Below are 22,292 nucleotides of genomic sequence, written 5' to 3'. Positions count from 1 at the left end.
GGGGCGGGCCGCCGGGACGGCAGTATGAATGCGGCGGGTAGTGGATGACCCGCCCGGAGGGGAACCCGGTGCAGCAGCCGGCCGTTCCCCTCCCCTCCACTCTCCCCGTCCCGGGTCCGTCAAGGCCCCGGTGACACTCGATACGGCGGTTTTTCGCGCGGCTTTCCCGCCGCCCCGACCGGCCGAACACACCTCACCTGAGCACGTGGCCCGGGACGACGCGCGTTCGCGCCGCCCGCTACGTGCCTCCCGGGCCTCGGCACGGCCCGTACACCCCCAGTAGCATGCGCAGCGTCATCCACACAAAGGGAGTGAACGGCTGTGCCCATCAAATCAGCCACCGCCACGGTCCGGTCGCGCTATGCCGAGCAAGCGGCGGCGGATCTGGCCGAGAACCGCCGCCGGCAGAGCGAACTGACGCGTCAGCTGGAGGCCCTTCAGCAGGAGGAGGCGCTGCTGCTGAACATCCTGAGCATCGCCGAGCACCCTGCCGCGGTCCCGGAGCCTGCACACGTGCCGCAGCAGGCCCAGAACGAACCCGCCCTGGAACCGGCCGCCGCGCCCTCCGCCGTCACGCCGTCGCCTGCTGCCGACGGCACCCCGGCCGAGCGCCCGGCGCGGACCGAGGAGGGCGGGACCGCGCGCCCCAGGTCCACCGGGAGCAAGCGGGCCGCCAAGAGCGCCGCGGGGAACACCGGCAAGAAGGCCGCGAAGAACACCGGGAAGACGGAGGGGCGGCAGGTTCTGCTCCGTGACCTCCTCCTGGACCTGCTGAGCGGGCACAGCGAGCCGCGCCTCGCGGCGGAGCTGCGCGAGGAACTGCTGGAGAAGCACCCGGACCGCGAACCCACCCCCCAGGTCGTGCGCAACACCCTGGAGGCCCTGGTGGCCAAGGGGCGCATCCAGCGGCACAAGCAGAGCAGGTCGGTCATGTACACCGTGGTGGAGCCGGGGGAGGGGGAGGCGTCGGGCGCGCTGTCCGGCGCCTCGGTCGCCACCGCCTGAACCGGCGGTACGGGGGCGGCCCCGTGCGGCCGCGGCAGGCGTGTTCACACCTGACGCCGTGTAGGTGAGAGCGCATTCGACGTGACCGCGACCGGAGGCGGGTGCGGGCCGTCCCGGCACGGCCCGCACCCGCCTCCGGCGCGCATGGGCGTCCGACCGGTCGATCGACGAGGTGGATGACGCGGGGTCACTCGCGCGCCCCGTGCCCGCGCCCGTACCCGTGCGGGCGGCGCGCCCCGCCGTGACCGCCGCCGGCTCCCTCGCCCTTCCGGGCCGGCGCGCCCCGCCGTCACCGCCACCGGTACCCTCGCCCTTCCGGGCCGCCCGGCGGCGGCCGGGTGGACCAGGGCCGCGGGGGTTCCCTGGCCGGGGCCGCGGGGTCCCTTGGCCGGGGCCGGGTGGTGTGCGACGACTGACGTCCTCGCCGAGCAGGTTTCTGACGGCCCAATGGGGACATATGAGGAGCAACTCATCTACCATTCTTGCTTTCTAACGTGTCGCTGCGGCGCGTGATCAAGCACGTTAGTAAGGTGTCCTCCATGAGTTCGCCAGCCTCCTCCAGCGACCGCGAGAAGGTCGTCTCCAAACTGCCGGGATGGCTCCGGCAGAACCTCAAAGTGAGAGCCGCCCAGCACGGCATCGAGATCCAGGCCGCCGTGGAACAGGGCATCGACGCCTGGCTCGCCCTGGCCTCCACCCCCGCCACCGTCGACACCGCCGGAGCGGACTCCTTCTCCACCTTCCTGCCCGAGGGGCAGTGGGAGAGGTTCCGGGACGTGACCGCCGACCGGCGGGTCTCGCTCATCCAGGGCCTCGCGCAGTCGGTCCGGTTGTGGCTCGACACCACGCCCGCGCCGGACATCGAGCGGCCCGCCGTCACCCGCCGGATCGTCGTCTGCAACCAGAAGGGCGGCGTCGGAAAGACCGCCATCGCCGCCGGCGTCGGCGAGGCCCTGGCGGAGGACCCGGGCTCGCTGTACCCCGTGCGGATCGCCAAGGCGCTCTCCACCGCGCTGCGGGCCAGCGACCAGACCGGCGGCACGGGCACCGGCACGGAGAGCGACTACCTCGACGTGGAGAGCCTGCCCGGCCTCGGGCTGCGGGTGCTCCTGGTCGACTTCGACCCGCAGTGCCACCTGACCAACCAGCTCGGCGCGACCCCGCTGCCGATGAACGGCGACAGCCTCACCAACCACATGGCGGGCGACCCCAAGGGCGATCTGCGCGACCTGATCGTCTCCATCGACGACGACACCTTCGGCGGCCGCCTCCACCTGCTGCCCGCCTGCCACGACGCCTTCCTCCTCGACGTCCGGCTCTCGGCCGTGCGCGCCCGGGAGGCCGCGCTGGAGCGGGCCCTGCTGCCGCTGGAGAACGACTACGACGTCATCCTCGTCGACTGCCCGCCCAGCCTGGGCCTGAGCATGGACGCGGCCGCCTACTACGGCCGGCGGCGCGAGGGCGAGCGGCCCGGCCAGTCCGGCGCGCTGATCGTGGTGCAGGCCGAGGACAGCTCCGCCGACGCCTACGACCTGCTCACCAACCAGATCGAGGACCTCAGGGGCGACCTCGCCCTCGACCTCGACTACCTGGGCATCGTCGTCAACCTCTACGACGGCCGCCGGGGTTACATCGCGACGTCGTCGCTCCAGGGCTGGGTCGACATAAAAGACCCCCGCGTGGTCGGACTCATCAGCGACCTCAAGGAACAGAAGGAGGCCGTCCGCATGAAGCAGCCCCTCCTGTCGTACGCCCCCTCCTCGCAGCAGGCCGTGGGCATGCGGGCCCTCGCACGGGAGATCTCATGAGCAAGGCCGACCAGCTCGGGACGGGCCGTTTCGGCGCCACCGCACGACCGGTCAGCGCACGCCGGGCGGCGATCGGAGCGGCGACCGGCGTGCCCACGGAGGGCATCGCCCCGCCCACCCGGCTCCCCCTGGACCGTATCAGCGCGAACCCGGACAACCCGCGCACCAGCCTGGGCGATCTCGCCGAACTCGCCGGGAGCCTGCGGGAACACGGCCAGAAGCAGGCCATCACGGTGATGAACCGGGACGCCTACGTCAGGGCCAACCCGGACCGCGAACCGGAGCTGGCGGCCGACGCCACCCATGTCGTCGTGGACGGCAGCAGCCGGCTGGCGGCGGCCCGCGAGGCGGGGCTGACCCACCTCAACGTGATGGTGGACGACGACCAGGGGGCCGACGCGGAGGCCATCCTGGAGTCCGCCCTCGTCGCCAACGTGCACCGCCAGGAACTGGAACCCCTCGACGAGGCCCGGGCGCTCCAGCGCCTCCTGGCCATCCACGGGACCCAGACCCGGCTGGCGAAGCGGCTGCACAAGTCGCAGGGCTGGGTGTCGCAGCGCCTCGCCCTGCTCAACCTCGCGCCCGCGTTGCAGGAGCGCATCGGCGAGGAACGCATCGACCTGCTGCGCGCCGTGGGGAACAAGCCCGTCGAGGAGCAGGAGACGGCCCTCGAGGCGCTCAAGCGGGAGCACGCCCGCGCGGAGGCGGAGAAGGCGGAGCGGCGCAGGGAGCGGCAGGCGGCGGCGTCCGCCGAGCGGGACCCGGCCCCCTCCTCCGACACGCCCGGCTCTCCTCTCCTTCGGCAGGGACCGGCCGGGGAGGCCGACGAGCACGCCGGGACCGGGCAGCCGCAGAGCGCCACGCGGCAGCCGGACGGCCCGCCGGACCCGGACGGCGGGACGGACCCGGACGGCGATGCCGCCGCGGACGGCGGTGCGGCTGGGAACAACGGGATCGCCGCGGACAGCGGAGCGGCTGCGAACACCGCGACCGCCGCGGACAGCGGGACGGACTCGGACAGCCGGACGGACCCGGCCGGCCTGACGGCCGGTGCCACCGGGGCCGCGGTGGCCGGCGGGACGGACCCGGACAGCCGCTCGGACGCGGACAGCGCCGGAGAGCTGGACGGAGCGGTCCGGCCGTCCGGCTCGGCCGAGCCGGACGGCGCCGGGGCACAGCAGGGCCCTACGCACGCGAACGGCGCCGAGGGACCCGGCGACGGGTCGGAGCCGGTCGGCGGTGCCCAGGAGCCGGCCAACACGCCGGGACCGGCGGACGGCGACGCCCAGGAGAGGGACGGGGAGGAGACGGACGGTCAGTCGCCGGCTGGTTCATCGGCGCGCCTCGCTCCGGTCCCTGCCACGCCCCCCGCCGCTGCCCCCGCGACGGCCCCCTCCTCCGCCGTTCCCACCGCCCCGCTGACCGCGCCGTCGCCGTCCGCGGCCCCCGTGGCGGCTGCCCTGGCGGAAGGCGTCCCGGTGCCCCGGGCCGCGGCGGCCGAGGCGGAGAGGGAGCAGGCAGGGACCGACGCGTACGCCCCGCCCAGGCTCCCGTACGACGACGGGGTCTTCCTCGCCCACCATCTGATCCGCAAGATGCCCGACGCCGCGTTCGACAAGATGCTGGACCTGCTCAACGAGCACCAGTGGAAGCGGGACTCGGAGCGCGAGGAGAGCATCTGACCGACACAGGGCACGGGTCCAGGGACCGAAAGCTTTTGGGTCCCTGCCCGGTCCAAGACCGACCACAGGGCGTTCTCCCTGGTCAGAGCCCTTCTACTGATACGGTCAGGGACCGGAGGGACCGGACATCGAAATGGACTCCAGCACTCCGTACCGATTTCGGGGACCGGCGGGGGCGGGATGCCCCACTTGCCCCTCAGCAGGGTGAAGAAGGCCCGATTCACCCACCTGATCCCTCCCACCCAGGGACCAAGGGACTCAAGGGACCGAGAAAACTGATAGAAACGGCACGCGGAGGGACTACGGGACTCCTGAGGCCGGTGAGCTCTACACTCTTATTCCAACTACAGTCCCTTCGGTCCCTGACAGGGCGTCACTACCCAGCCGGGCCGCCGGGAGTGACCGAAGACGAGATGTGACGAGGACGATTCGCGTGCCGCGCCATGGTGAGATCAGCGAACGCACCGCTGCGGGCGGCCCCGTGCCGCCGCGCTCGGTCGCTCGGTGGTGCGCTGCTCAGGGCTGGCCGGTTCACCCCCTGGCCCCGGGCCGGAAGACCCCCGCGGCCAACTGCCCGGACTGCCGTCGGGTCCGGCACTCCCCGGCGGACTGCCCGTGCCTGCCCGCCGGGCGTCCCTGCCATGGTTTCCACGCGGCCACGACGGACGTGCGGCTCATCGACCGCTGGTGGTCGGCGACTCCCTCGGCGGGGGTGGGCGTCTCCTGCGGCCCGGCGGACCTGGTCGTCATCGACGTCGACGCCCACACGGCTCAGGTGCCGGACCGCGGCCGCCTGCTGCCGGGCATCCCCATCCCCGAGCAGGTGACCCTCGACGGGCTGGCGTCCGGCTTCGACACCCTGGCGCTGCTGGCCGCCTTCCGGGGCCGGCCGGACCCCGCGCGGGACGAGGACACGCTGCGGGTCCGTACGCCCTCCGGCGGACTGCACATCTGGTACCGCAACCCCGATCCGGCCACCCGGCTGCGCTGTTCCACCGGCTCGGGGCGCACGGCGGCCCTGGCCTGGCAGGTGGACGTCCGCGCGGACGGCGGTTACATCGTGGCGCCCACCACCCGCACGGCGCAGGGCGTGTACCGCGCGATGGGCTCCGCCCGGACGCCCGCCGCCCTGCCCGAGTGGCTGCGGGACGAACTCGTCCGCACCGGCCACCTCGTCACCGCCGCCACCCCCGCCGTGCCCGCGGGTCCGCCCGGACCCGCGGGAGCCGCCGGACCCCGGCCGCACCCCGGTCCCTCCTCCCGGACGGGGGAACCGGCGTCGGGCGGACCGGCGGGGCCGGCAGCGCGCCGCCGGGCCCGTCCCGGGGCGGCGCACCGGATCCTCGACCCCTTGATCGCCCAGGTCGCCCGCTGCGCCGACGCGCCCGAGGGCACCGCGTTCACGGAGAAGCTCAACCGGGCCGCCTACACCGCGGGCGGACTGGTCGCGGCCGGGCACCTCGACCACGCCGGGGTCCGCGACCGGCTGGTGCGCATCGCGCACCACGCCCGGCCCTGGCAGCCGGTCCGCAACGAGGCGATCGTCGACGATGCCCTCGCCGTGGGGTCCGCCCGCCCGCTCCACCTCGAAGGACGTTCATGAGCAGCGCCGAGAGCACGCCGCGGTTCGACCCCCAGGCCGCCGCTCAGCAGATGCTCGACCTGCAGATGCTCGAGCAGACGGTCGAACAGCCGAGCGTGCCCGCCCTGGTGCCCCCGCAGGCCTCCCCGGACGCCACGGCGGCCGCGTCCCGTACCCTGACCGCGGCCGGACCCGCGCCGACGGCTCCCCTGCCGCCCTCGCTCTCCGACCGCGGCAACGCGCGGCTGTTCGTACGGATGCACCGCGACCAGTTCCGGCACGTGGAGGGCCTGGGCTGGTTCGTGTGGGACGGGTACCGCTGGAAGCGCAGCGGCGGGGAGAAGGCCGCGCTGTGGGCCGCGGGCGAGATGGCCGAGGACATGCCCGACAGCGACCCGCGCGGCGTGTTCAGCGAGCGGGAGATCGCCCACCACAAGCGGCGCACCCTCTCGACCGCCGGGATGAAGGCGCTGCTGACCCAGGCCAAGGCGTCCCCGGACCTGTCCGTGGACCCCGACGAGCTGGACGGCGACCCGTACGCCCTGTGCACCCCGGCCGGCGTCGTGGACCTGCACAACGGTCACATGCGCAAGGCGGACCCGACCCGGGACTTCCACTCCCGCGCCACCAGCGTCGCCCCGCAGCGCATGGAGACGCCGCGCTGGCACACGTTCCTCGCGGACACCTTCGGCGACGACGCCGAGGGCCGGGAGATGATCGACTTCCTGCACCTGATGCTGGGCTACTCCATCACCGGCGACGTGGGCGCCCAGGTGCTGCCGTTCCTGCACGGCGAGGGCAAGAACGGCAAGTCCGTGCTGCTGGACACGATGATCCAGATCCTCGGCGACTACGCGGACGCGGCCCCGCCCGGCTTCCTGATGGACCGCGGCGCCTTCTCCGAGCACTCCACGGAGCTGACCGAGCTGCACGGGCGGCGGCTGGTGGTGTGCAGCGAGCTGAAGCCCAACGACAAGTTCGACGAGGCCCGGGTGCGGCTGCTGACCGGCGGCGACAAGATCAAGGCGCGGCGGATGCGGCAGGACTACTTCTCCTTCACGCCCACCCACCACCTGTGGCTGCTCGGCAACCACCGGCCGGAGGTGTCCACGGGCGGTTTCGCGTTCTGGCGCCGCATCCGCCTGCTGCCCTTCACCCGGACCGTGCCCGCCGAGCGCCGGATCGACAACCTCGCCTTCGAACTCGTCCGCGACGAGGGTCCCGGCATCCTCCAGTGGCTGATCACGGGCGCCCAGCGCTACCTCGCCACCCGGGACCCGCTCGAAGGGCCCGACCGGGTGCGCATCGCGACCACCGCCTACGCCACCACCGAGGACCACATCGGCCGGTTCCTCGCCGAGTGCTGCACCCGCGACGCCGAGAACGCGCGCGAGCTGCGGGTCGAACAGGGCCTGCTCTACACGGAGTACAGCTCCTGGTGCCACGCGGGCGAGGGAATCCGGCCCGCCACCCCGCGCACCTTCGCCAACCGGGTGCGACAGGAGGTCGGAGTGGCCTCGCCGGCCGACATGATCAAGTCCAACGGACGCAAGTACTACCCGGGCATCGCCCTGATGGAACAGGCATGATGACAGCCGGATTCGGGCACTCCCTGGCATGCGGCCTACACCACCGCCCGCATGCGCTCTACGATGGAAGCCAGGCCCGGCATGCGGCGGCCCCCACAGGACGGCCCGCCACTGGCCGGTGCGCAGGCCACAGTGACACGCACAGAAGCCGGGCCACGTCCCCGACAGCGGGGGCCGAGCCGACGAAGGAGGGGCTGCAGCCATGAGTTCGCTGTTGACCGAGAGCGACCTCATCCACGAGGAAGAGGTGGTGTGGCTGGAGAACCCGGAAAACCTCGACTACGTCCGTCAGGCTCTCGACAAGACCAAGCGCCGCAACACCAAGCCGCCCTACGCCCGGGACGGCCGGATGGTGGGCTACGCCCTCCTCGACGACGAGGCCGCCCCCGACCCCGACAGCGGCCTGTACAAGCGGCGGGTCTTCTTCCTGCTGCCGCACGACCGCGACAGCCTGCCCAACGGCCTGTACCGGGAGGGCGCTCCGGGAGAGGCCATCGACCCGCGGACCATCCAGCCCGGCAAGCCCGGCGCGAAGACGCCGCGCTCGCAGCGCGGCCCGGTGGCGATGGCGTCCTCGACGCCCTGACGGCTTCCGGACCACGCCCCGGTCCCCCGCGACATCCCCACGCGCCGCTCCGGTCCTCCGGGCGGCGCGTTCCGCCGCCCGGAGGACCGCGGAACGCGCCGGGAGACCGAGGACGATGACGGAAAGCCGACGCGCCGAGGGAGACCGGGGACGGCGCCGCGAAGCCGAGGACGGCGGCGGAAAGCCGGGAGCCGGGACGGCGGCGAAAACCCGGGGACGGTGACAGAAGACCGGAGACGGTGACGCAGGACCGGCAAGGCCACGGTAGCCGGGCGTCCGGCGCCCCGGCCGCCGCTACCCGGCGTCGGACTCCTGGATCTCGTCGATGTGGTTCTCCACCCAGTGGCGGAGCCCGGCCAGCGGCTCGGCCACGCTGCGGCCGAGTTCCGTGAGCTCGTACTCGACGGTGCAGCGGTACCGCCGGGTAGATGGTCCGGTCGACGAACCCCCTGCCCTCCAGCCGGCGCAGCGTGTTCGTCAGGACCTTGGGGCTGACTCCCTCCAGTCGGCGCTGGAGCGCGCCGAAACGCTGCGGCCCCGGCGTGGTGCCGTTCCTGCTCCAGCCCCGGCTGGAGGAAGTGGGCGCCAAGCACACCGGTGCGAGCCCGTGGAAGAGCCATGCCGTCACCGACGGCCGACTGGTCACCGGGCAGAACCCGGCCAGCGCCGCCTCCGTCGCCGAGACGTTGATCGCGGTCGTCGACGCCGGGCACTGAGCGTCCGGCAGCCGTACGGCACGGCTGGGAACCCGCGTCCTGCGTCCCGCTCGGACGCCGAACCGGAGCGCAGAACGGACCGGGACGGTGGACGGACCGGAACGGACGACGGACCGGGACGGACGACGGACGGGATCGGGTCAGCGGCGGGCCGGGCCGCTGCCGATGGGCAGGCGGTACAGCACGTACGGCTTGCGCCTGAGATCCGTGCCGCCGTTGTAGGCGGCCTGCCGGTTGAGCTGGTTGGCGACCACGTAGAGGTTGCGGTCGTAGCCGATGGAGAAGGTGTCGGGCCAGATCAGCCGGTCGTCGCGCACCAGCGTGCGGTAGGTGCCGTCGGGGTCGCGGCGCACGATGGCGTTGCGCTCGATGTCGCCCGCGTAGATCCGGCCGGCGCGGTCGGTCTCCAGGCCGTCGGACATGCCCTTGACGCCCAGGTCGTGCACCCGCACACGGGTCTCGCGGGAGCGGGTGAGGTCCTTGGTGCGGACCGCGTACAGCTTCCGGCTGGAGAGCGGGCAGTAGTACAGCCACTCGCCGTCGGGGCTCAGTGCGATGCCGTCGGAGCCGATGTCGATGGGTGTCCCGGCGGAGGAGCCGTCCGGCCGGTTCAGCATGGGCCGGCCCTCGACGACGGGCACGAAGTCCGGGGCGGGCAGGGTGGACGGGTCGTCGTTCAGGCGCCGCCACGACTCGCCGCTGGCCAGGTGCACGACGATGATGCCGTTGGGACCGTCGGGCGTGGCGTCGGTGAGGTAGGCGTAGCCGCGGGTCAGGTCGAAGCGCACGTCGTTGACGAAGCTGCGCGGGCCGGCCACCGAGGCGGGCAGCACGATGGTGCGCACCACCTTGTCCGTGGCCAGGTCGACGGCGACCAGCTTGGGGCCGCCGTAGGGGGCGTCGGCCCACTCGATGCGGCCGGTGTCCACGACCCACAGCCGCTCAGCGGCATCGACGACCACGCTCTGCACGCCGAGGAAGTGGCGGCGCGGGTCAGCGGTGTCGGGCTCGTTGATCTCACGGCTCGGGTAGGCGACGGCCTCGCCGTCACGGATCTCGGCCACCGAGAAGGGCACGTCGTCGCCCCAGCGGGGGAAGTTGACGAAGATCCGGCCCGAGCGGGAGACCGTCACACCCGTGGGCATCGCGCCGTCGAAGGCGGCGACGGCCTCCAGCCGCGGCGCGCGCTCGTCGGCGCCCGGCCGCGTGCGGGCCTGGGCCGGCGCCGCGCCCACCGCGAGGGCCGCGCCCACGGCGAGCGGCAGGGCCAGGACCGTACGCCGGCCCGGACCTGCGGGGACCGGTGCGGAATCGGGGGTACGCATGGGGAGGGGCTCCCGTCTCTTCTGGGTCATGTGGCGGCACGCGCGGTGCGGCTCGCCCGCGCGGCGAAGGCGCCACGGGTCTCAATCTGACGACCAGTCCACCCCACCGCCGGGCACGTGTGCTTCCGTCGAATGACTGACCTCCCCGGAGCTGAGTCGACTGACGGATGTGACGGCGCGCGGGTTTCCGGAGGATCTGCGGCAGCAGCACGACCCGGCCCACCGGTCCGGTGCGGCGGCGCGCAGCACTGCGGGCGGACGCCGTGCCGGGGCGGCGGGAGGACGGGAAGAACCGGGAGGATTGATGAGAACACCCTCGCTGACACCGGTGTCCGACGTGTGGGACTGGCAGCGCGAGGCCGCCTGCCGGGGCATGTCCAGCTCCGTCTTCTTCACCGCGACCGGCGCCCGGGGCGCCCGGCGCAGGGAGGCGGAGCGGCGGGCGCAACAGATCTGCCTGGCCTGTCCGGTGCGGCAGCGCTGCGCCGAGTTCGCCCTGGCCACACGGGAGACGTACGGGATCTGGGGCGGTCTGACCGAGGCCGACCGCTCGAACCGGCCGGACCGCCGCCGCCCCCGCCCGCCGGTGGCCGAGGCGCCGGCACCGCTGTCGTGAGCCGGTGCCGCACGCCTCCCGGTCCCCGCGCGCCCCACGGGCCCAAGGGACCCAAGGGACCCAAGGGACCGGGGTTTCACCCTGCGGCCAGTTCGCACCAGACGACCTTGCCCCGGTTGCCCTGCCTGGCCAGCGGCTGCCACCCCCACAGGTCGGCGCACGCCTTTACCAGCGCCAGCCCCCGCCCGTCCTCCAGGTCCGCGGCCTGCTCCAGCGGCACCGGCGGCTCCGGCGGCGTGGGGTCCGCGTCCCACGCCCCGATCCGCAGCACCCCGCCCGCCCAGCGCACCCGCAGGGCGGCCGGGCCCTTGGTGTGCCGTACGGCGTTGGAGACCAGCTCGGTCGCGAGGAGTTCGGCCGTGTCGACCAGACCGATCAACCCGTGCATGGTGAGGATCAGACGGAGGGTGCGGCGGCTGACGGTGACGGCCCGGGGGTCGTTGGGGATGTACAGGCAGTATTCCCAGGATTCGTGCGCTGCGGTCTCGGACATGCGTCAACTCCGGTCGGTGAACGGGGGGATGGACAGGGTTCGCGGCCCTGGCGGGCGGTGGCATCGCCGCGTCCGTCATGGCAGGACGGAGCGGTGCGCTTCCGGGGTCCGGGAGTGCCGCAACGTGTGCGTCGCGCTACTGACGGTAGGGGCCAAGTTTGGTCCTCTGCAAGCTGTTGCGTAACCTGCCCCTCGAACGAGGCACAGCTGCAATGCCGTTGGACCGAGGAGAGGCCATGCCACGTAGGAAGCAGGCGAACGCACGGCAGGAGCGCCTCGGTGCCGAACTGCGCAAGCTGCGTGAGGCGGCAGGTCTCAGCGGCCGGGCAGCCGCAGAACTGATCGGGACGGACTCGGCGCGGGTGAGCCAGATGGAAGCCGGTCTCGCGGGTGTCAGCGAGACCCGCCTGCGCCAGATCGCAGCTCACTACTCCTGCACGGACCAGGAGTTGATCGACGCCCTGGCAGCCGTGGTCACCGACCGGACGCGCGGCTGGTGGGAGGAGTACCGAGGCCTACTTCCCACATCGTTCCTCGACCTGTCCGAGCTCGAACACCATGCGACGTTCCGATGGGACGTGGACTTCCTGCACGTCCCGGGTCTTCTGCAGACGGAGGAGTACGCACGGGCGCTGTTCTCACGCCGGGTTCCCGAGCTCCCGGAGCGGGATCTCGATCTGCGTGTCAGCCACCGGATGCAGCGGCGCGTCATCCTCACGGGCAACCGCCCCGTTCCGTACGAAACCCTGGTCCACGAGGCGGCCCTCCGCATCAGAGTCGGTGGCCGCGCAGCTTCGCGAGCCCAGCTCCTCCGCATCCTCGAACTCTCCGAGGCGGACCACGTGACCGTTCGCGTGATCCCCTTTGAACTGGAGGAGTTCGGCGACATCACGGCGGCGATGGTGTACGCCGGGGGCAGCGTGCCGAAACTGGACACCGTCGTACGTGACGGTCCCCACGGCACGGTCTTCATCGACGCCGAGGCCCAACTCGGCGTCTTTCGCACACTCTTTCGTAGAGTAGAGGCCGCATCACTCGAACCCGAACGCTCGCGTGACTTCATCCACAGGCTGGCAAAGGAACTGTGAGGCCTCCGGTGAACACTCCCGACAACTGGCAGAAGTCCTCCTACTCAGGCAGCGGCGACGGCAACGCCTGCGTCGAGGTCGCCGACCGCCGCTCCCGCATAGCGGTCCGCGACTCCAAGGCTCCCGCCCGGGCCGCCCTCTCCTTCCCGGCCGCCGCCTTCACCGCCTTCGTCGACGGCCTCAAGGCGGACGCCCCGCACGGGTCCCGCGGGCCGGACCGCGGGTGTGCCGCCTAGCCTTCACCCGTGACCCAGCAGCCCAACTAGCCTTCACCCGTGACCCAGCAGCCCAACGGCCCGGCCCACCCGAAGCGCCACGACCACCCGGACCGCCACGACCACCCGGACCGCCACGACCACCCGGACCCGTACGACCTCGGCGGCGAACTCCACGACGCCATCGGCCTGATCGCCCGGCGGCTGCGGCACAGCCGGACGCCGGGCGAGCTGTCGTTGCCGGAACGCTCGGCGTTGTCACGGCTGGACCGCGCGGGGCCGGCCTCGGCGGCCGAACTGGCCCGGGCCGACCAGGTCACCGCGCAGGCCATGGGAACCGTCGTCAACGGCCTTCAGGCGCGCGGGTTCGTCGAGCGCCGGCCCGACCCCCACGACGGCAGGCGGATCATCCTGTCGCTCACCGGGGCCGGCCGGGAGGTGCCGCGGCGCAGGCGCGGGGCCCGCGGCCGGCAACTGGCCACGGCGCTCACCGAGCGGTTCACAGCGGAGGAGTTGCGGACCCTGGCAGCGGCGGCGCCACTGCTGGAGCGGCTGGGCGAAACCCTCTGACGCCCCCGGGCGGGGCCCGGCGCGCCCGGGTCGCCGCGAGGCGGCGACGCACGGGGCGTGCCGGGCCCCGGGTGGACCAGAGCCCCGGCACGCCGCCGGCTGCCCCGACGCTCCCGGGGCGTCCCGCCCCGCCGGGCGGTTTCCGGCGAGGGCTGTCCCGGTGCGGTCACGCGCGCCGGCGTCCACTGGCCTCCCCTGGATTGACTACCGTCCGTCTTCCTACGGACACGGGGAGGTCGGGCAGTGTCCCGCGGCGCGCGGCCGTGCGTCGGCCGTGACCGATCCTGCCGCGGGGACGCCGTGGCGCCATCCGTCATTCGACCGACGGCGTCGGCCGCCCGGTCGCGCAGTCGTTCTGCCGATGCCTGCCGGGGAGCCGGCGGCGCATCGTTGCCGGTGACGCCGGCGCGGGAGCGATCACGTGGGCGGCCAGGGGCCGTTGCCGATCCGTTGCCCATGAACGGCGGCGGAGCGGGCAGACGCGAACAGTTGAGGAAGCGGCCCGGCACGACACGCACGGACGCGAGTGGCGGCGCGATGCGCCGGGCCCGCCCGGCGTACCCGCCGACGACACACCTTGGGACGACGATGATCACGGCGCCTATCGGCGATCGACTGCGGGAACTGCGCGTCGCGGACGGCCTCAGTCTGCGCGCCCTGGCCGCCCGGACCGGCCTCTCCCCCGCCCTGCTCAGTCAGGTGGAACGCGGCGTCACCGACCCGAGCCTGGCCACCCTGCGCCGCCTGGCCGACGCCCACCGCGTCCCGCTCGCCGGCCTCTTCGCCCCCGGATCACCGCGGACCCGCGCGGCCTCCTGTCCCACCGCCGCCACTCCCGGCGTCCCCCACGAACGCCTCACGCCCGCCGACTCCGGCCTCGGGGTGTTCCGTACCGCCCTGCGCCCCGGGGAGACCACCGGCCACGCCTCCACCGGCTGCGCCGCCACCGCGTGCGTCTACGTCCTCACCGGCACGCTCACCGCCGACCTCGACGGCGCCGCCCGGACACTGCGCGCCGGGGAAGCCCTCACCGTCGCACCCGGAGTTCCCCGCCGTTATCTCAACGGCACCGACACCACCGTCGAATTCCTGATCATCACCGGTCCGTCCATGACGTGACGACAGGCGCCCCGGGCAGGGGCGCCGCCGCGGCTTCCGGAACGGAAAGTGGCCGACATCAGCCCCTGCCGTCCGTTTATCGGTACGACCGCGCCGAATTACGGGAAAGGGGCTCCCGGTCATGCCGGCGCCGAAGTGTTCACCGATCTGCACGATCGGGCACTCACTCTGCCCATTCCCTCCCTCGACCCTGCGAACTCCCAGGTCAGCCCCGGTAAATCGAGGGGCAATCATCCCTTCGCGCAGACTTTTCCGTGGTTGGCCATCCCGGCTGTGTATAGTCTGACTGCACGCCGGACGCAGATCCTGTTCGCTCATCAGCGTTCATTTTCCGCCCGCCGTGCCATGGAGGAGAACGCAGCGGACGACGTGGTCCGTACCACCACGTGCAGACATCGATTCTCACTTGTCCGTGGGTTCGAAATCCCGGACCGAATATCTCTCCGCACGGCCGGGTCGTCGCCAGAGAACTGGCGGATTCCCACATTCCGAGGAGGCGGCGAGTGCAAGGACTGTACAGCGACATTCAGTCGATTCCCGGGAGAGCGGCGGGCAGGGCCCGCACCGGCGAGGACACCGGCGCCCGCGCCGGTCTCGACGCCGCCCCGGGCCCCGGCGCTCCGGCCGGCCCCGGCCGCGGCAGGCCCGTCGCCGGCCGGCTCCTCGACGAACGGGGACGGCACCGCTTCACCGACAGCGCGCTTCTCGGCCGGGACCGCGAACTGCGCGCGGTGGACCGCTTCCTGACCCGGATGTGCGAGGGCGCCGACGTCCTCGTCCTGTCCGGCGACATAGGCGTGGGCAAGTCCGCCCTCCTCCAGGAAGCCGCCCGGGCGGCGCGGCGGGACGGTTTCGTGGTCGTGGAGGCCAGGGGGCGCCGGACCGAGGCCGACCTGACCGGAGCCGGGCTGACCCAGGTGCTGCTGCGACTGGACGCGGCCGTCCACGGACCGTCGCGCTGCTCGGCCGACCAGAACGGCCGGCTGAGCCGGCTCGTGGCCACCGACGACGGTCCGCACGCGGCGAGCGCGGCGGCCCACGAGGCGCTCACCGCGATCTGCGCTCCCGGCACCCCCGTGCTGCTGACCCTGGACGACTCCCAGTGGTTCGACACCCAGTCGCTGAAGGCGCTCGTACTGGCGCTGCGACGGATGGCCGGACACCGGGTGGGGCTGCTCGTGGCGGCCCGCGCCGGCAGCGCGCGGTCGGCGGAGCTGCCGCTGCTCTCCCTCGGACCGCTGGACGCCGAGGCGGCCGAACGGCTGCTGCGCCGCACCGCCCGTTTCCTCGCGCCCCCTCTGTTCCGGCGGGTGCTGACCGAGGCCGCGGGGAACCCGGCCGGAATCATCGGGATCGCCCGCGGCCTCGACTCCCAGGAGGTTCCGCCCGCCGCGCTGCTCGCGCCCCGGCTCCCGCTCGGCGAGCCGCTGCGGGAGAAGGTCGCCGGGCTGCTGGACGGCGTTCCGGACGCCGCACGGGACTTCCTGCTGCTGGCAGCCGAGGCGCACACCGACCGGATGGACGTGCTACGCGAAGCGGCCCGGCTCGCCGGGCTGCCCGTGGACGGCCCGGCCGGCGCCGAATGGACCGGTCTGGTCACGGTGCGGGGCGAACGACTCCGCTTCCGGCACCCGTTGCTGCGCTCGGCGGTGCACTGGAGCGCCTCGTTCGCGCAGCGGCGGCGGGCGCACCTGGCCCTGGCCGGGGCGCTGACCGGCGACCCGTACCACCGCGCCCTGCACACCGCGGCCGTGTCCGGGCGGCCGGACGAGGCCACGGCCGCCGCGCTGGAGGAGGGCGTCGCCGACGACCTGCCCCAGGCCGCGACCGTCCTGGAACTGGCCGCCGACCTGAGCCCCGAGCGGCACGACCAGGTCAGACGCCTCGTCCTGGCGGCCCGGGCGGCCGAGCGGCGCGGACAGACCGGCGTGCTGCGCCGTCTGGTGGGCCGGATCACGGACCTGCCCGTCGACCCCGACCTCACCGCGGCCGCCACCGCGCTGGAGGCTCGGGTCGCCTACCAGAGCGACGGCGTGCCCACCCACGCCCTGTCCCTGCTGATGCGGTCGGCCTCCTCCCGCAACACCGAGTGGCCACCGCCCTTCCTGCCACTGACCAGCGCCATCTCCTCGGCGCTGTGCGAGCCGGCGCTGAACCGGGCGCTCACTCCGAAGCTGGAGGCGATGCTCGCCGAGAACCCGGCCCGGCAGCGGTGCGCCTACCTGCTCTCCGCGCTGTGCTGGGCCGACCGCCCCACCTACGCCCCGGCGGGCCGGGCGCTGCTGGACCTGTCCTTGCGGGACCGGCCGGAGCACGAGGTGGACGACCCCTCCCGGGAGGCCGCGCTGGCGGTCGTCGCGATGGCGCTCGACGACCCCGCCGCCGCGCACACCCTCGGCAGCCGCGCCCTGGAGCCGCTGGTGGCCCGCGGCCACTTCGGCACCGCCCGCCAGGTCCTGGCGTTCCTCCAGATGGCGCACGTCCACCTCGGCGACCGGACGGCCGTGCTGAGCGACGCCGACCTGGGGCTGCACTGGGCCCGCACCGCCGACGACACGCGCGCCAGGCTGGTGTTCGAGGCGGGCGTCGCCCAGGTCCAGGCGTGGGAGGGCGAGCAGGACGGCCACCGGACGCTGACGGACGGCATCCTGTCCTTCGCGCTCCCCCGCCGGCTCACCCTGCTCGCGGCGCGGGCCCGCTGGTCGCGGGGGCTGATGTCGTTGGCCCACGGCCGGCCGGAGGAGGCTTACGAGGAACTGCGCATGCTGTGGCACGCCGACGGAGACGCCCGCCATCCGTTCGTGGCCCGCTGGGCGTTGGGCGACGTGGTCGCCGCGGCGGTCGCGTCGGGGCGTGACAACGATGTCCGCCCGTACATGGAGCAGGTCGCGCGGGAGGACCGGCAGAACCGCTCGGCACCGCTGGAGCACCTGGTGGCCCGGTCCCGGGCGCTGCTGTCCGAGGACGGCGAGGAGGCCGACGGGCACTTCACCCGGGCGCTCTCGCTGGGCGGCGAGGAGACGCGGTTCGAACGGGCGCGGACGCACCTGGCCTACGGCGAGTGGCTGCGCCGGCAACGGCGCGTCCTGGAGGCCCGGGTCCAGTTGCAGCGGGCCCGCGACATCTTCGCGGCGATCGGCGCGGGCATCTGGTCCCGCCGTGCCGCCTCCGAGCTGCTCGCGGCGGGAGAGGCCGCGCCCAGCGCGCACCCGGCGTGGGCGGAGCAGTTCCGGCTGACCCCGCGGGAGGCGGAGGTGGCGCGGCTGGCGGCCTCCGGGCTGACGAACCAGAAGATCGGCTGGCAGCTCGGGCTCACCCACCGGACGGTGGCGAGCCATCTCTCCCGGGTCTTCGTCAAGATCGGGATCGGCTCGCGCAAGCAGCTTCCGTCGGTCCTGCGGGCCTGACCCCGGCCCAGCGCCCGCCCCGGGGGCCGGCCGGCCCGAGGACGAAGGCCGCGCCGGAGACGTGCAGGACGCCCTCAGCGGGCGCATCACCACAGGTGAGAAGATGTGACGGGGCGCGGAGACGGGCCGTTGGCCTGTCGGTGTCCTGGCCTGGCGAGGTCTCGGCGCCCTGGTCCCCCGGCCGGACGGCCGCCAGGAACCCTGCCGTCGAACTCCCGCCCGCCCCGCGACGCCGTGCACGCTCCGCTCCCCCGGCCCCTTCGCGCCCAAGGGGAGCCGCACTCGCCGCACCGGGCCCTGGCCCGGGTACGTCCGACTCAGGGCCCGGCACTCCCCCGGCCCCTTCGAGCGGGGAACCCCCGGAGCACGCACCGGACACCGCGGGACCCGCCCCTCCCCCGGGCGGATCGCCGCCGCCGAGCCGCGCGTGTGCGGGCTGGTGGTGCCGCGGAGCGGGCAGGAACCGGCCGGCGGTCTCGACGCCCTGACGGGCCGGCAGTCGCGGATCGTGCGCCTGGCGGCGACCGGGCTGACCAACCGGCAGATCGCCGAGCGTCTGCTGCTGTCCGCCCGCACCGTCGGCTTCCACCTCCACCAGGCGTTTCCCCAGCTCGGCGTCACCGACCGCGCCCAGCCGCGCGACGCCCTGACCCGTCTCGAGGACGCCTGACGCGTCACCGGGGCGGGACGAGGTCCGCGCGACTCGGTCCGGGGCCGGCCAGCCCCCCAGCTCCGGGCGGCCAGTCCCGCGCGGGTCGGCCCGAGCGGGTCGGCCCCGGACCGGTCAGTCCCGTGCGGGTCATCCCCGGGCAGCCCCGGACCGGTCAGTCCCGCGCCGGTCGGCCCGGAGCGGGTCGGCCCCGGACCGGTCGTGTCCGGGCGGTCAGGTCCGGCGGTCGGTCCCCCGTCGGTCAGTCCCGGGCCGGGCGGTGGGCGGGGCGGTCGGTGACGCGCAGACGCCGGGCGACATGGGACGGCATCAGGGGCGCGTGCTCGCCGAGGGTGTCCAGGAAGGAGGAGGTGACCGGGTCCGGGCTGGTGCGGGTGTATCCGGTCAGCTTCCGGCGCAGGGGCGGGTCAGGGCGCAGGAACGCTCCCCCGAAGTGCGGCGGGATGGTGTTGGCGGGCACCAGGGTGGGTCCGAGCCCGGCCGCGGCGTACCCGATGGCGGAGGGTGCCTGTTCGGTGCGGACCGCGATGCGGGGCCGGAAACCGGCGGTCGTACAGGCCCGTTCGAGGATGTCGGAGAGGCCGCTGTCAGGGGTGAAGTGCACCCACTCCCGCTCCGCGAGGTCGGACAGCCGTACGTTCGGGGCCCGGTCCGAGGCGGCCAGCGGATCGTCGGCGTGCGTGACGACCAGGAATTCCTCGGCGCCGACGTGCCGCGCGGTGCCCTCCCAGTCGTCCGGCAGCGGGCCCACGGCGACGTCGGCCTGGCCGGCCCTCATGGCCTGCGCCAGCTCGTCGCCCCGGCGGTGCTCGAACAGCCGGATGCGTACCCCCGGGTGCTCCCGCCGCCACAGGCCGAGGACCGTGGGCAGCACACCCGAGCTGACCGAGTAGAGCGTCGCCAGGTGCAGTTCGCCGGTGGAGACGCCGGCGGCGCGGCGGGCGGAGACGGTGGCCCGGCCGGCCTCGGCCAGCGCCGCCCGCGCGTGCGGCAGCATCGAGCGGCCGGCCGGGGTGAGCCGTACGCCCCGCGGCAGCCGCTCCAACAGCGGTCCGCCGACCTCCCGTTCCAGTGCCTGGAACTGGTGGGAGAGCCCGGGCTGGGTGACGTTGAGGCTCTCGGCGGCCCGGGTGAACGACCCCTCGTCCACGATGGCCACCAGGTATTCGAGCTGTCGCAGCGTTGCCATGCGCTCAGCATATAGAAAGGATGCCAAAGAGTTCTTGGACTTATGGGTGGTCGCGGGAGCACGATGAACGCGTGCCGGGGAGCGGACGACCCGAACGGGGCCGAAAGCGCCGTGGTTCCGGCCATGCGTGACGGAAGAACCGCAGCTCAGGCTGTTCGCACCCAAGGAGTCGTCGTGTCCCCCTCCCCCACCCCTTCCGGGTCGGCCATCACCGTGGGCAACATCGCCCTCTCCTTCCACCGCGCCGCCGCCGCGATCACGCGCCGCGTGCTGGAGGCCCACGGTCACCGGGTGAACAGCGTGGAGGCACCGCACGAACAGCTCTTCGGGCTCCAGGAGCAGGGCGAGATCGACGTCCTGGTCTCCGCGTGGCTTCCCTCCAGCCACGACACGTATCTCTCCCGCTACCGGGACCAGGTTCGGGTGCTCACACCCCACTACCATCCGTACTGCGTGTGGGCGGTGCCGCCCTACGTACCCGAGGACGAGGTGCGGGAGGTCGCCGACCTGGCGCGGCCGGAGGTGGCCGAGCGGATGACGACGGCCGTCGACGGCATCAACCCGGGCGCCGGCATCAGCCGCTTCTCCGCCCGGATGGTCCGGGAGTACGGCCTGGACGAGCTCGGTTACACCTTCACCCCGGGCAGCGAGCCGGGCTTCCTCTCCCGGGTCGAGCGCGGCATCGCCGCACGGGAGTGGTTCGTCGTCCCGCTGTGGCGCCCGCAGTACCTCAACCGCCTGTACGGTCTGCGCCCGCTGACGGAGCCCCAGGGCCTGCTGGGCACCGTGGACGACGCCAGCCCGGTGATCAGGCTGGACGCACTGGACCGCATCCGCCCCGAGGCGGTCGCCCAGTTGGACGAGCTGCGTCTGGGCAACGAAGGTGTCGAGGAGATCGACGTCATGATCAACGTGGACGGTCTCACCCCCCTCAAGGCCGCCGACCGCTACCTCGCCGCTCACGGTCGGGCACTGCTCGTCTGACCCGGTCCCGTGACGACACGGACGACACACCCACAACCTGTACACCCACACCCCGTACACTCGCACACTCGCGACACCGCACACCTGATCCAACGTGTGCAACGGCTTTCACACCGAGCAACTGACAAGGAAACCGGAGTTCTTCCCATGAGCAAGACCACCATGCGCGCCGTCGGCTACCGCAAGAGCCTCCCGATCAGCGACGAGGAGAGCCTGGTCGACCTGGAGCTGCCCGTCCCCGAGCCCGGCCCGCACGACCTGCTGGTGAAGGTGGAGGCCGTCGCGGTCAACCCGGTCGACTACAAGATCCGGCAGAACGGCGACCCGGGCGGTGAGCCGAGGGTCCTCGGCTGGGACGCGGCCGGCACCGTCGTCGCGGTCGGCGAGAGGGTCGAGAAGTTCAAGGCCGGTGACGACGTGTACTACGCCGGCGCCCTGAACCGGGCCGGCGCCAACTCCGAGTACCACACGGTCGACGAGCGCATCGTCGCCCTGAAGCCCGCGAGCCTTTCCTTCACCGAGGCCGCCGCCCTGCCGCTGACCTCGCTCACCGCCTGGGAGGGCCTGTTCGAGAGGATGGGCCTCGAGAACGGCGGGCTGAACCAGGACGGCGCGCTGCTCATCACGGCCGCGGCCGGCGGAGTCGGTTCCATCACCGCCCAGTTGGCCCGCGCCCTGACCAGCCTGACCGTCATCGGCACCGCCTCCCGTCCGGAGACCGTCGAGTTCGCCGGCCGCATGGGTGTGCAGCACATCGTGGACCACCGCAAGCCGCTGGTGCCCCAGCTCGCCGAGGTGGCCCCGAACGGCCTGACACACGTGTTCAGCACCACCAACACCGACCGCAACCTCGGCGACTACGCCGAGGCGCTGCGGCCCTTCGGCCAGATCGTCGCCATCGACGACTTCGACTCCCTGCCCATCGGTGTGCTGAAGGCCAAGAGCATCTCCTACCACTGGGAGTTCATGTTCACCCGCTCCATGTTCCAGACCCCCGACCAGGAGCGGCAGCACCACATCCTGACCCAGGTCGCCCGGCTGGTGGACGCGGGCATCCTCACCACCACCGCCACCCGGGACCTCGGCCCGGTCAACGCGGCCAACATCCGTGAGGCGCACCGCATCCTGGAGTCCGGCACCGCCATCGGCAAGATCACCCTCACCGGCTTCTGATCCCGCCCCTCCACTCGGACCGCCCGATCCACCCCCCACCGGCGGGCCCCGGCACGACGACCGGGGCCCGCCGTCCGTCCGCGCCCGTGCCGAGGACCGGGGGGCGGCGGACCGGCGGGGCGACTGCGTCATGAGGCAGGGAATGTGCCCTCGAGTGCGGTGGACGCGCCATACGACCGGGAGACGCAAGCCCGGCTTCCGCGCATGGTTCAGGATGCTGACCACGACACGGTCGGCCACGCGCACGGCCGGATCCACGGCACTTGCGACGGAACGGAATGCCGCACTCACGGGCGGAAGGCGTCTCGGACTCACGGTGCCGCCTCGGACTCACGGTGCGGACCAGCATGGCCGCCGCACCGCCGGGAGGGGCGCACCCGGTCACCGGGAGAGCGGCCGACCCCCGCCGGCCCGGCGGCGGTTCCTCCGGCGCCGCACCCGGCCCCGCCACCGACCCGGCCGGCCTCCCCGCCAC

Annotated in this window: 19 protein-coding genes and 1 pseudogene; 15 read left to right on the top strand and 5 right to left on the bottom strand. The window is 73.4% G+C overall.

All coding sequences use genetic code 11. The features are described from left to right. The first annotated feature begins 321 nt into the window (after positions 1 to 321). The 6 genes from ACF061_RS13665 (at position 322) to ACF061_RS13640 (ending at position 8,252) form a co-directional block, all read left to right on the top strand. Complete coding sequence (locus ACF061_RS13665) at positions 322 to 1,005, top strand: hypothetical protein (protein ID WP_392267023.1); 684 nt, start codon at positions 322 to 324, stop codon at positions 1,003 to 1,005. 539 nt (positions 1,006 to 1,544) lie between these two features. Beyond that, positions 1,545 to 2,813: a ParA family protein gene (locus tag ACF061_RS13660; RefSeq protein ID WP_392267022.1), complete on the top strand. Its 1,269-nt coding sequence runs from the start codon at positions 1,545 to 1,547 to the stop codon at positions 2,811 to 2,813. Next, positions 2,810 to 4,495, top strand: a complete 1,686-nt coding sequence (locus ACF061_RS13655; protein ID WP_392267021.1) for a ParB/RepB/Spo0J family partition protein — start codon at positions 2,810 to 2,812, stop codon at positions 4,493 to 4,495. The genes ACF061_RS13660 and ACF061_RS13655 overlap by 4 nt, the downstream gene beginning before the upstream one ends. Positions 4,496 to 4,976: 481 nt before the next feature. Continuing rightward, positions 4,977 to 6,098 carry a bifunctional DNA primase/polymerase gene (locus tag ACF061_RS13650; protein ID WP_392267049.1) on the top strand — a complete coding sequence of 374 codons (1,122 nt, stop codon included), beginning with the start codon at positions 4,977 to 4,979 and terminating at the stop codon, positions 6,096 to 6,098. Further along, positions 6,095 to 7,666: a phage/plasmid primase, P4 family gene (locus tag ACF061_RS13645; RefSeq protein WP_392267020.1), complete on the top strand. Its 1,572-nt coding sequence runs from the start codon at positions 6,095 to 6,097 to the stop codon at positions 7,664 to 7,666. Before ACF061_RS13650 ends, ACF061_RS13645 begins: the two co-directional genes overlap by 4 nt. 202 nt (positions 7,667 to 7,868) lie before the next feature. Beyond that, positions 7,869 to 8,252, top strand: a complete 384-nt coding sequence (locus ACF061_RS13640) for a DUF6009 family protein (RefSeq protein ID WP_392267019.1) — start codon at positions 7,869 to 7,871, stop codon at positions 8,250 to 8,252. Positions 8,253 to 8,546: 294 nt separating this feature from the next. Here ACF061_RS13640 and ACF061_RS13635 read toward each other — a convergent pair whose 3' ends face one another. From ACF061_RS13635 to ACF061_RS13625, 3 genes and pseudogenes are all read right to left on the bottom strand, one after another. After that, positions 8,547 to 8,624: a hypothetical protein gene (locus tag ACF061_RS13635; RefSeq protein ID WP_392267048.1), complete on the bottom strand. Its 78-nt coding sequence runs from the start codon at positions 8,622 to 8,624 to the stop codon at positions 8,547 to 8,549. Positions 8,625 to 8,721: 97 nt separating this feature from the next. Next, positions 8,722 to 8,847, bottom strand: a pseudogene (locus ACF061_RS13630) (hypothetical protein); the annotation flags it as partial. Positions 8,848 to 9,108: 261 nt separating this feature from the next. Then, positions 9,109 to 10,293 carry an L-dopachrome tautomerase-related protein gene (locus ACF061_RS13625; protein WP_392267018.1) on the bottom strand — a complete coding sequence of 395 codons (1,185 nt, stop codon included), beginning with the start codon at positions 10,291 to 10,293 and terminating at the stop codon, positions 9,109 to 9,111. Positions 10,294 to 10,597: 304 nt separating this feature from the next. Here ACF061_RS13625 and ACF061_RS13620 point away from each other — a divergent pair, with 304 nt between their 5' ends. Next, positions 10,598 to 10,909 carry a WhiB family transcriptional regulator gene (locus ACF061_RS13620; RefSeq protein WP_392267017.1) on the top strand — a complete coding sequence of 104 codons (312 nt, stop codon included), beginning with the start codon at positions 10,598 to 10,600 and terminating at the stop codon, positions 10,907 to 10,909. Between the two features lie 76 nt (positions 10,910 to 10,985). On the opposite strand, the gene ACF061_RS13615 is transcribed toward ACF061_RS13620, so the two are convergent. Continuing rightward, the gene (locus tag ACF061_RS13615) at positions 10,986 to 11,402 is read right to left on the bottom strand and encodes an ATP-binding protein (RefSeq protein WP_392267016.1); all 417 of its coding nucleotides are present in this window, start codon (positions 11,400 to 11,402) and stop codon (positions 10,986 to 10,988) included. Positions 11,403 to 11,638: 236 nt separating this feature from the next. On the opposite strand from ACF061_RS13615, the gene ACF061_RS13610 reads away from it, so the two are divergent. From ACF061_RS13610 to ACF061_RS13585, 6 genes are all read left to right on the top strand, one after another. Beyond that, positions 11,639 to 12,490 (top strand): helix-turn-helix domain-containing protein, encoded by an 852-nt coding sequence (locus ACF061_RS13610; protein ID WP_392267015.1) that lies wholly within the window; start codon positions 11,639 to 11,641, stop codon positions 12,488 to 12,490. Between the two features lie 8 nt (positions 12,491 to 12,498). Further along, entirely contained in the window at positions 12,499 to 12,726 is a 228-nt protein-coding gene (locus ACF061_RS13605) for a DUF397 domain-containing protein (RefSeq protein WP_392267014.1), read from the top strand. A gap of 39 nt (positions 12,727 to 12,765) precedes the next feature. After that, on the top strand, positions 12,766 to 13,275 hold the full coding sequence (locus ACF061_RS13600) for a MarR family winged helix-turn-helix transcriptional regulator (protein WP_392267013.1): 510 nt from the start codon (positions 12,766 to 12,768) through the stop codon (positions 13,273 to 13,275). A gap of 588 nt (positions 13,276 to 13,863) precedes the next feature. Beyond that, a complete protein-coding gene (locus ACF061_RS13595) occupies positions 13,864 to 14,394 on the top strand; it encodes a helix-turn-helix domain-containing protein (protein WP_392267012.1) in 531 nt (176 codons plus the stop codon). A gap of 503 nt (positions 14,395 to 14,897) precedes the next feature. Continuing rightward, on the top strand, positions 14,898 to 17,801 hold the full coding sequence (locus tag ACF061_RS13590; protein WP_392267011.1) for an AAA family ATPase: 2,904 nt from the start codon (positions 14,898 to 14,900) through the stop codon (positions 17,799 to 17,801). A gap of 439 nt (positions 17,802 to 18,240) precedes the next feature. Continuing rightward, positions 18,241 to 18,471 carry a helix-turn-helix transcriptional regulator gene (locus ACF061_RS13585; protein ID WP_392267010.1) on the top strand — a complete coding sequence of 77 codons (231 nt, stop codon included), beginning with the start codon at positions 18,241 to 18,243 and terminating at the stop codon, positions 18,469 to 18,471. A gap of 241 nt (positions 18,472 to 18,712) precedes the next feature. Here the strand turns inward: ACF061_RS13585 and ACF061_RS13580 are convergent, their stop codons facing one another. After that, positions 18,713 to 19,660 carry a LysR family transcriptional regulator gene (locus ACF061_RS13580; RefSeq protein WP_392267009.1) on the bottom strand — a complete coding sequence of 316 codons (948 nt, stop codon included), beginning with the start codon at positions 19,658 to 19,660 and terminating at the stop codon, positions 18,713 to 18,715. Between the two features lie 174 nt (positions 19,661 to 19,834). On the opposite strand from ACF061_RS13580, the gene ACF061_RS13575 reads away from it, so the two are divergent. Both ACF061_RS13575 and ACF061_RS13570 read left to right on the top strand, forming a co-directional pair. After that, positions 19,835 to 20,644 (top strand): glycine betaine ABC transporter substrate-binding protein, encoded by an 810-nt coding sequence (locus tag ACF061_RS13575; protein ID WP_392267008.1) that lies wholly within the window; start codon positions 19,835 to 19,837, stop codon positions 20,642 to 20,644. A 147-nt stretch (positions 20,645 to 20,791) separates the two neighbouring features. Continuing rightward, positions 20,792 to 21,817 (top strand): zinc-binding alcohol dehydrogenase family protein, encoded by a 1,026-nt coding sequence (locus ACF061_RS13570; protein WP_392267007.1) that lies wholly within the window; start codon positions 20,792 to 20,794, stop codon positions 21,815 to 21,817. Positions 21,818 to 22,292 lie beyond the last annotated feature (475 nt).

Source organism: Streptomyces sp. NPDC015220 (assembly GCF_043079345.1).
GTDB lineage: Bacteria > Actinomycetota > Actinomycetes > Streptomycetales > Streptomycetaceae > Streptomyces.
The sequence above is the reverse complement of the archived record's forward strand: the minus strand, read 5'-3'. Positions and strand labels throughout refer to the sequence as shown.

Coding starts and splice junctions, on each gene's coding strand:
- ACF061_RS13660 (WP_392267022.1), top strand. CDS start 1,545: ATGAGTTCGCCAGCCTCCTCCAGCGACCGCGAGAAGGTCGTCTCCAAA.
- ACF061_RS13655 (WP_392267021.1), top strand. CDS start 2,810: ATGAGCAAGGCCGACCAGCTCGGGACGGGCCGTTTCGGCGCCACCGCA.
- ACF061_RS13645 (WP_392267020.1), top strand. CDS start 6,095: ATGAGCAGCGCCGAGAGCACGCCGCGGTTCGACCCCCAGGCCGCCGCT.
- ACF061_RS13640 (WP_392267019.1), top strand. CDS start 7,869: ATGAGTTCGCTGTTGACCGAGAGCGACCTCATCCACGAGGAAGAGGTG.
- ACF061_RS13625 (WP_392267018.1), bottom strand. CDS start 10,293: ATGCGTACCCCCGATTCCGCACCGGTCCCCGCAGGTCCGGGCCGGCGT.
- ACF061_RS13620 (WP_392267017.1), top strand. CDS start 10,598: ATGAGAACACCCTCGCTGACACCGGTGTCCGACGTGTGGGACTGGCAG.
- ACF061_RS13615 (WP_392267016.1), bottom strand. CDS start 11,402: ATGTCCGAGACCGCAGCGCACGAATCCTGGGAATACTGCCTGTACATC.
- ACF061_RS13610 (WP_392267015.1), top strand. CDS start 11,639: ATGCCACGTAGGAAGCAGGCGAACGCACGGCAGGAGCGCCTCGGTGCC.
- ACF061_RS13595 (WP_392267012.1), top strand. CDS start 13,864: ATGATCACGGCGCCTATCGGCGATCGACTGCGGGAACTGCGCGTCGCG.
- ACF061_RS13580 (WP_392267009.1), bottom strand. CDS start 19,660: ATGGCAACGCTGCGACAGCTCGAATACCTGGTGGCCATCGTGGACGAG.
- ACF061_RS13570 (WP_392267007.1), top strand. CDS start 20,792: ATGAGCAAGACCACCATGCGCGCCGTCGGCTACCGCAAGAGCCTCCCG.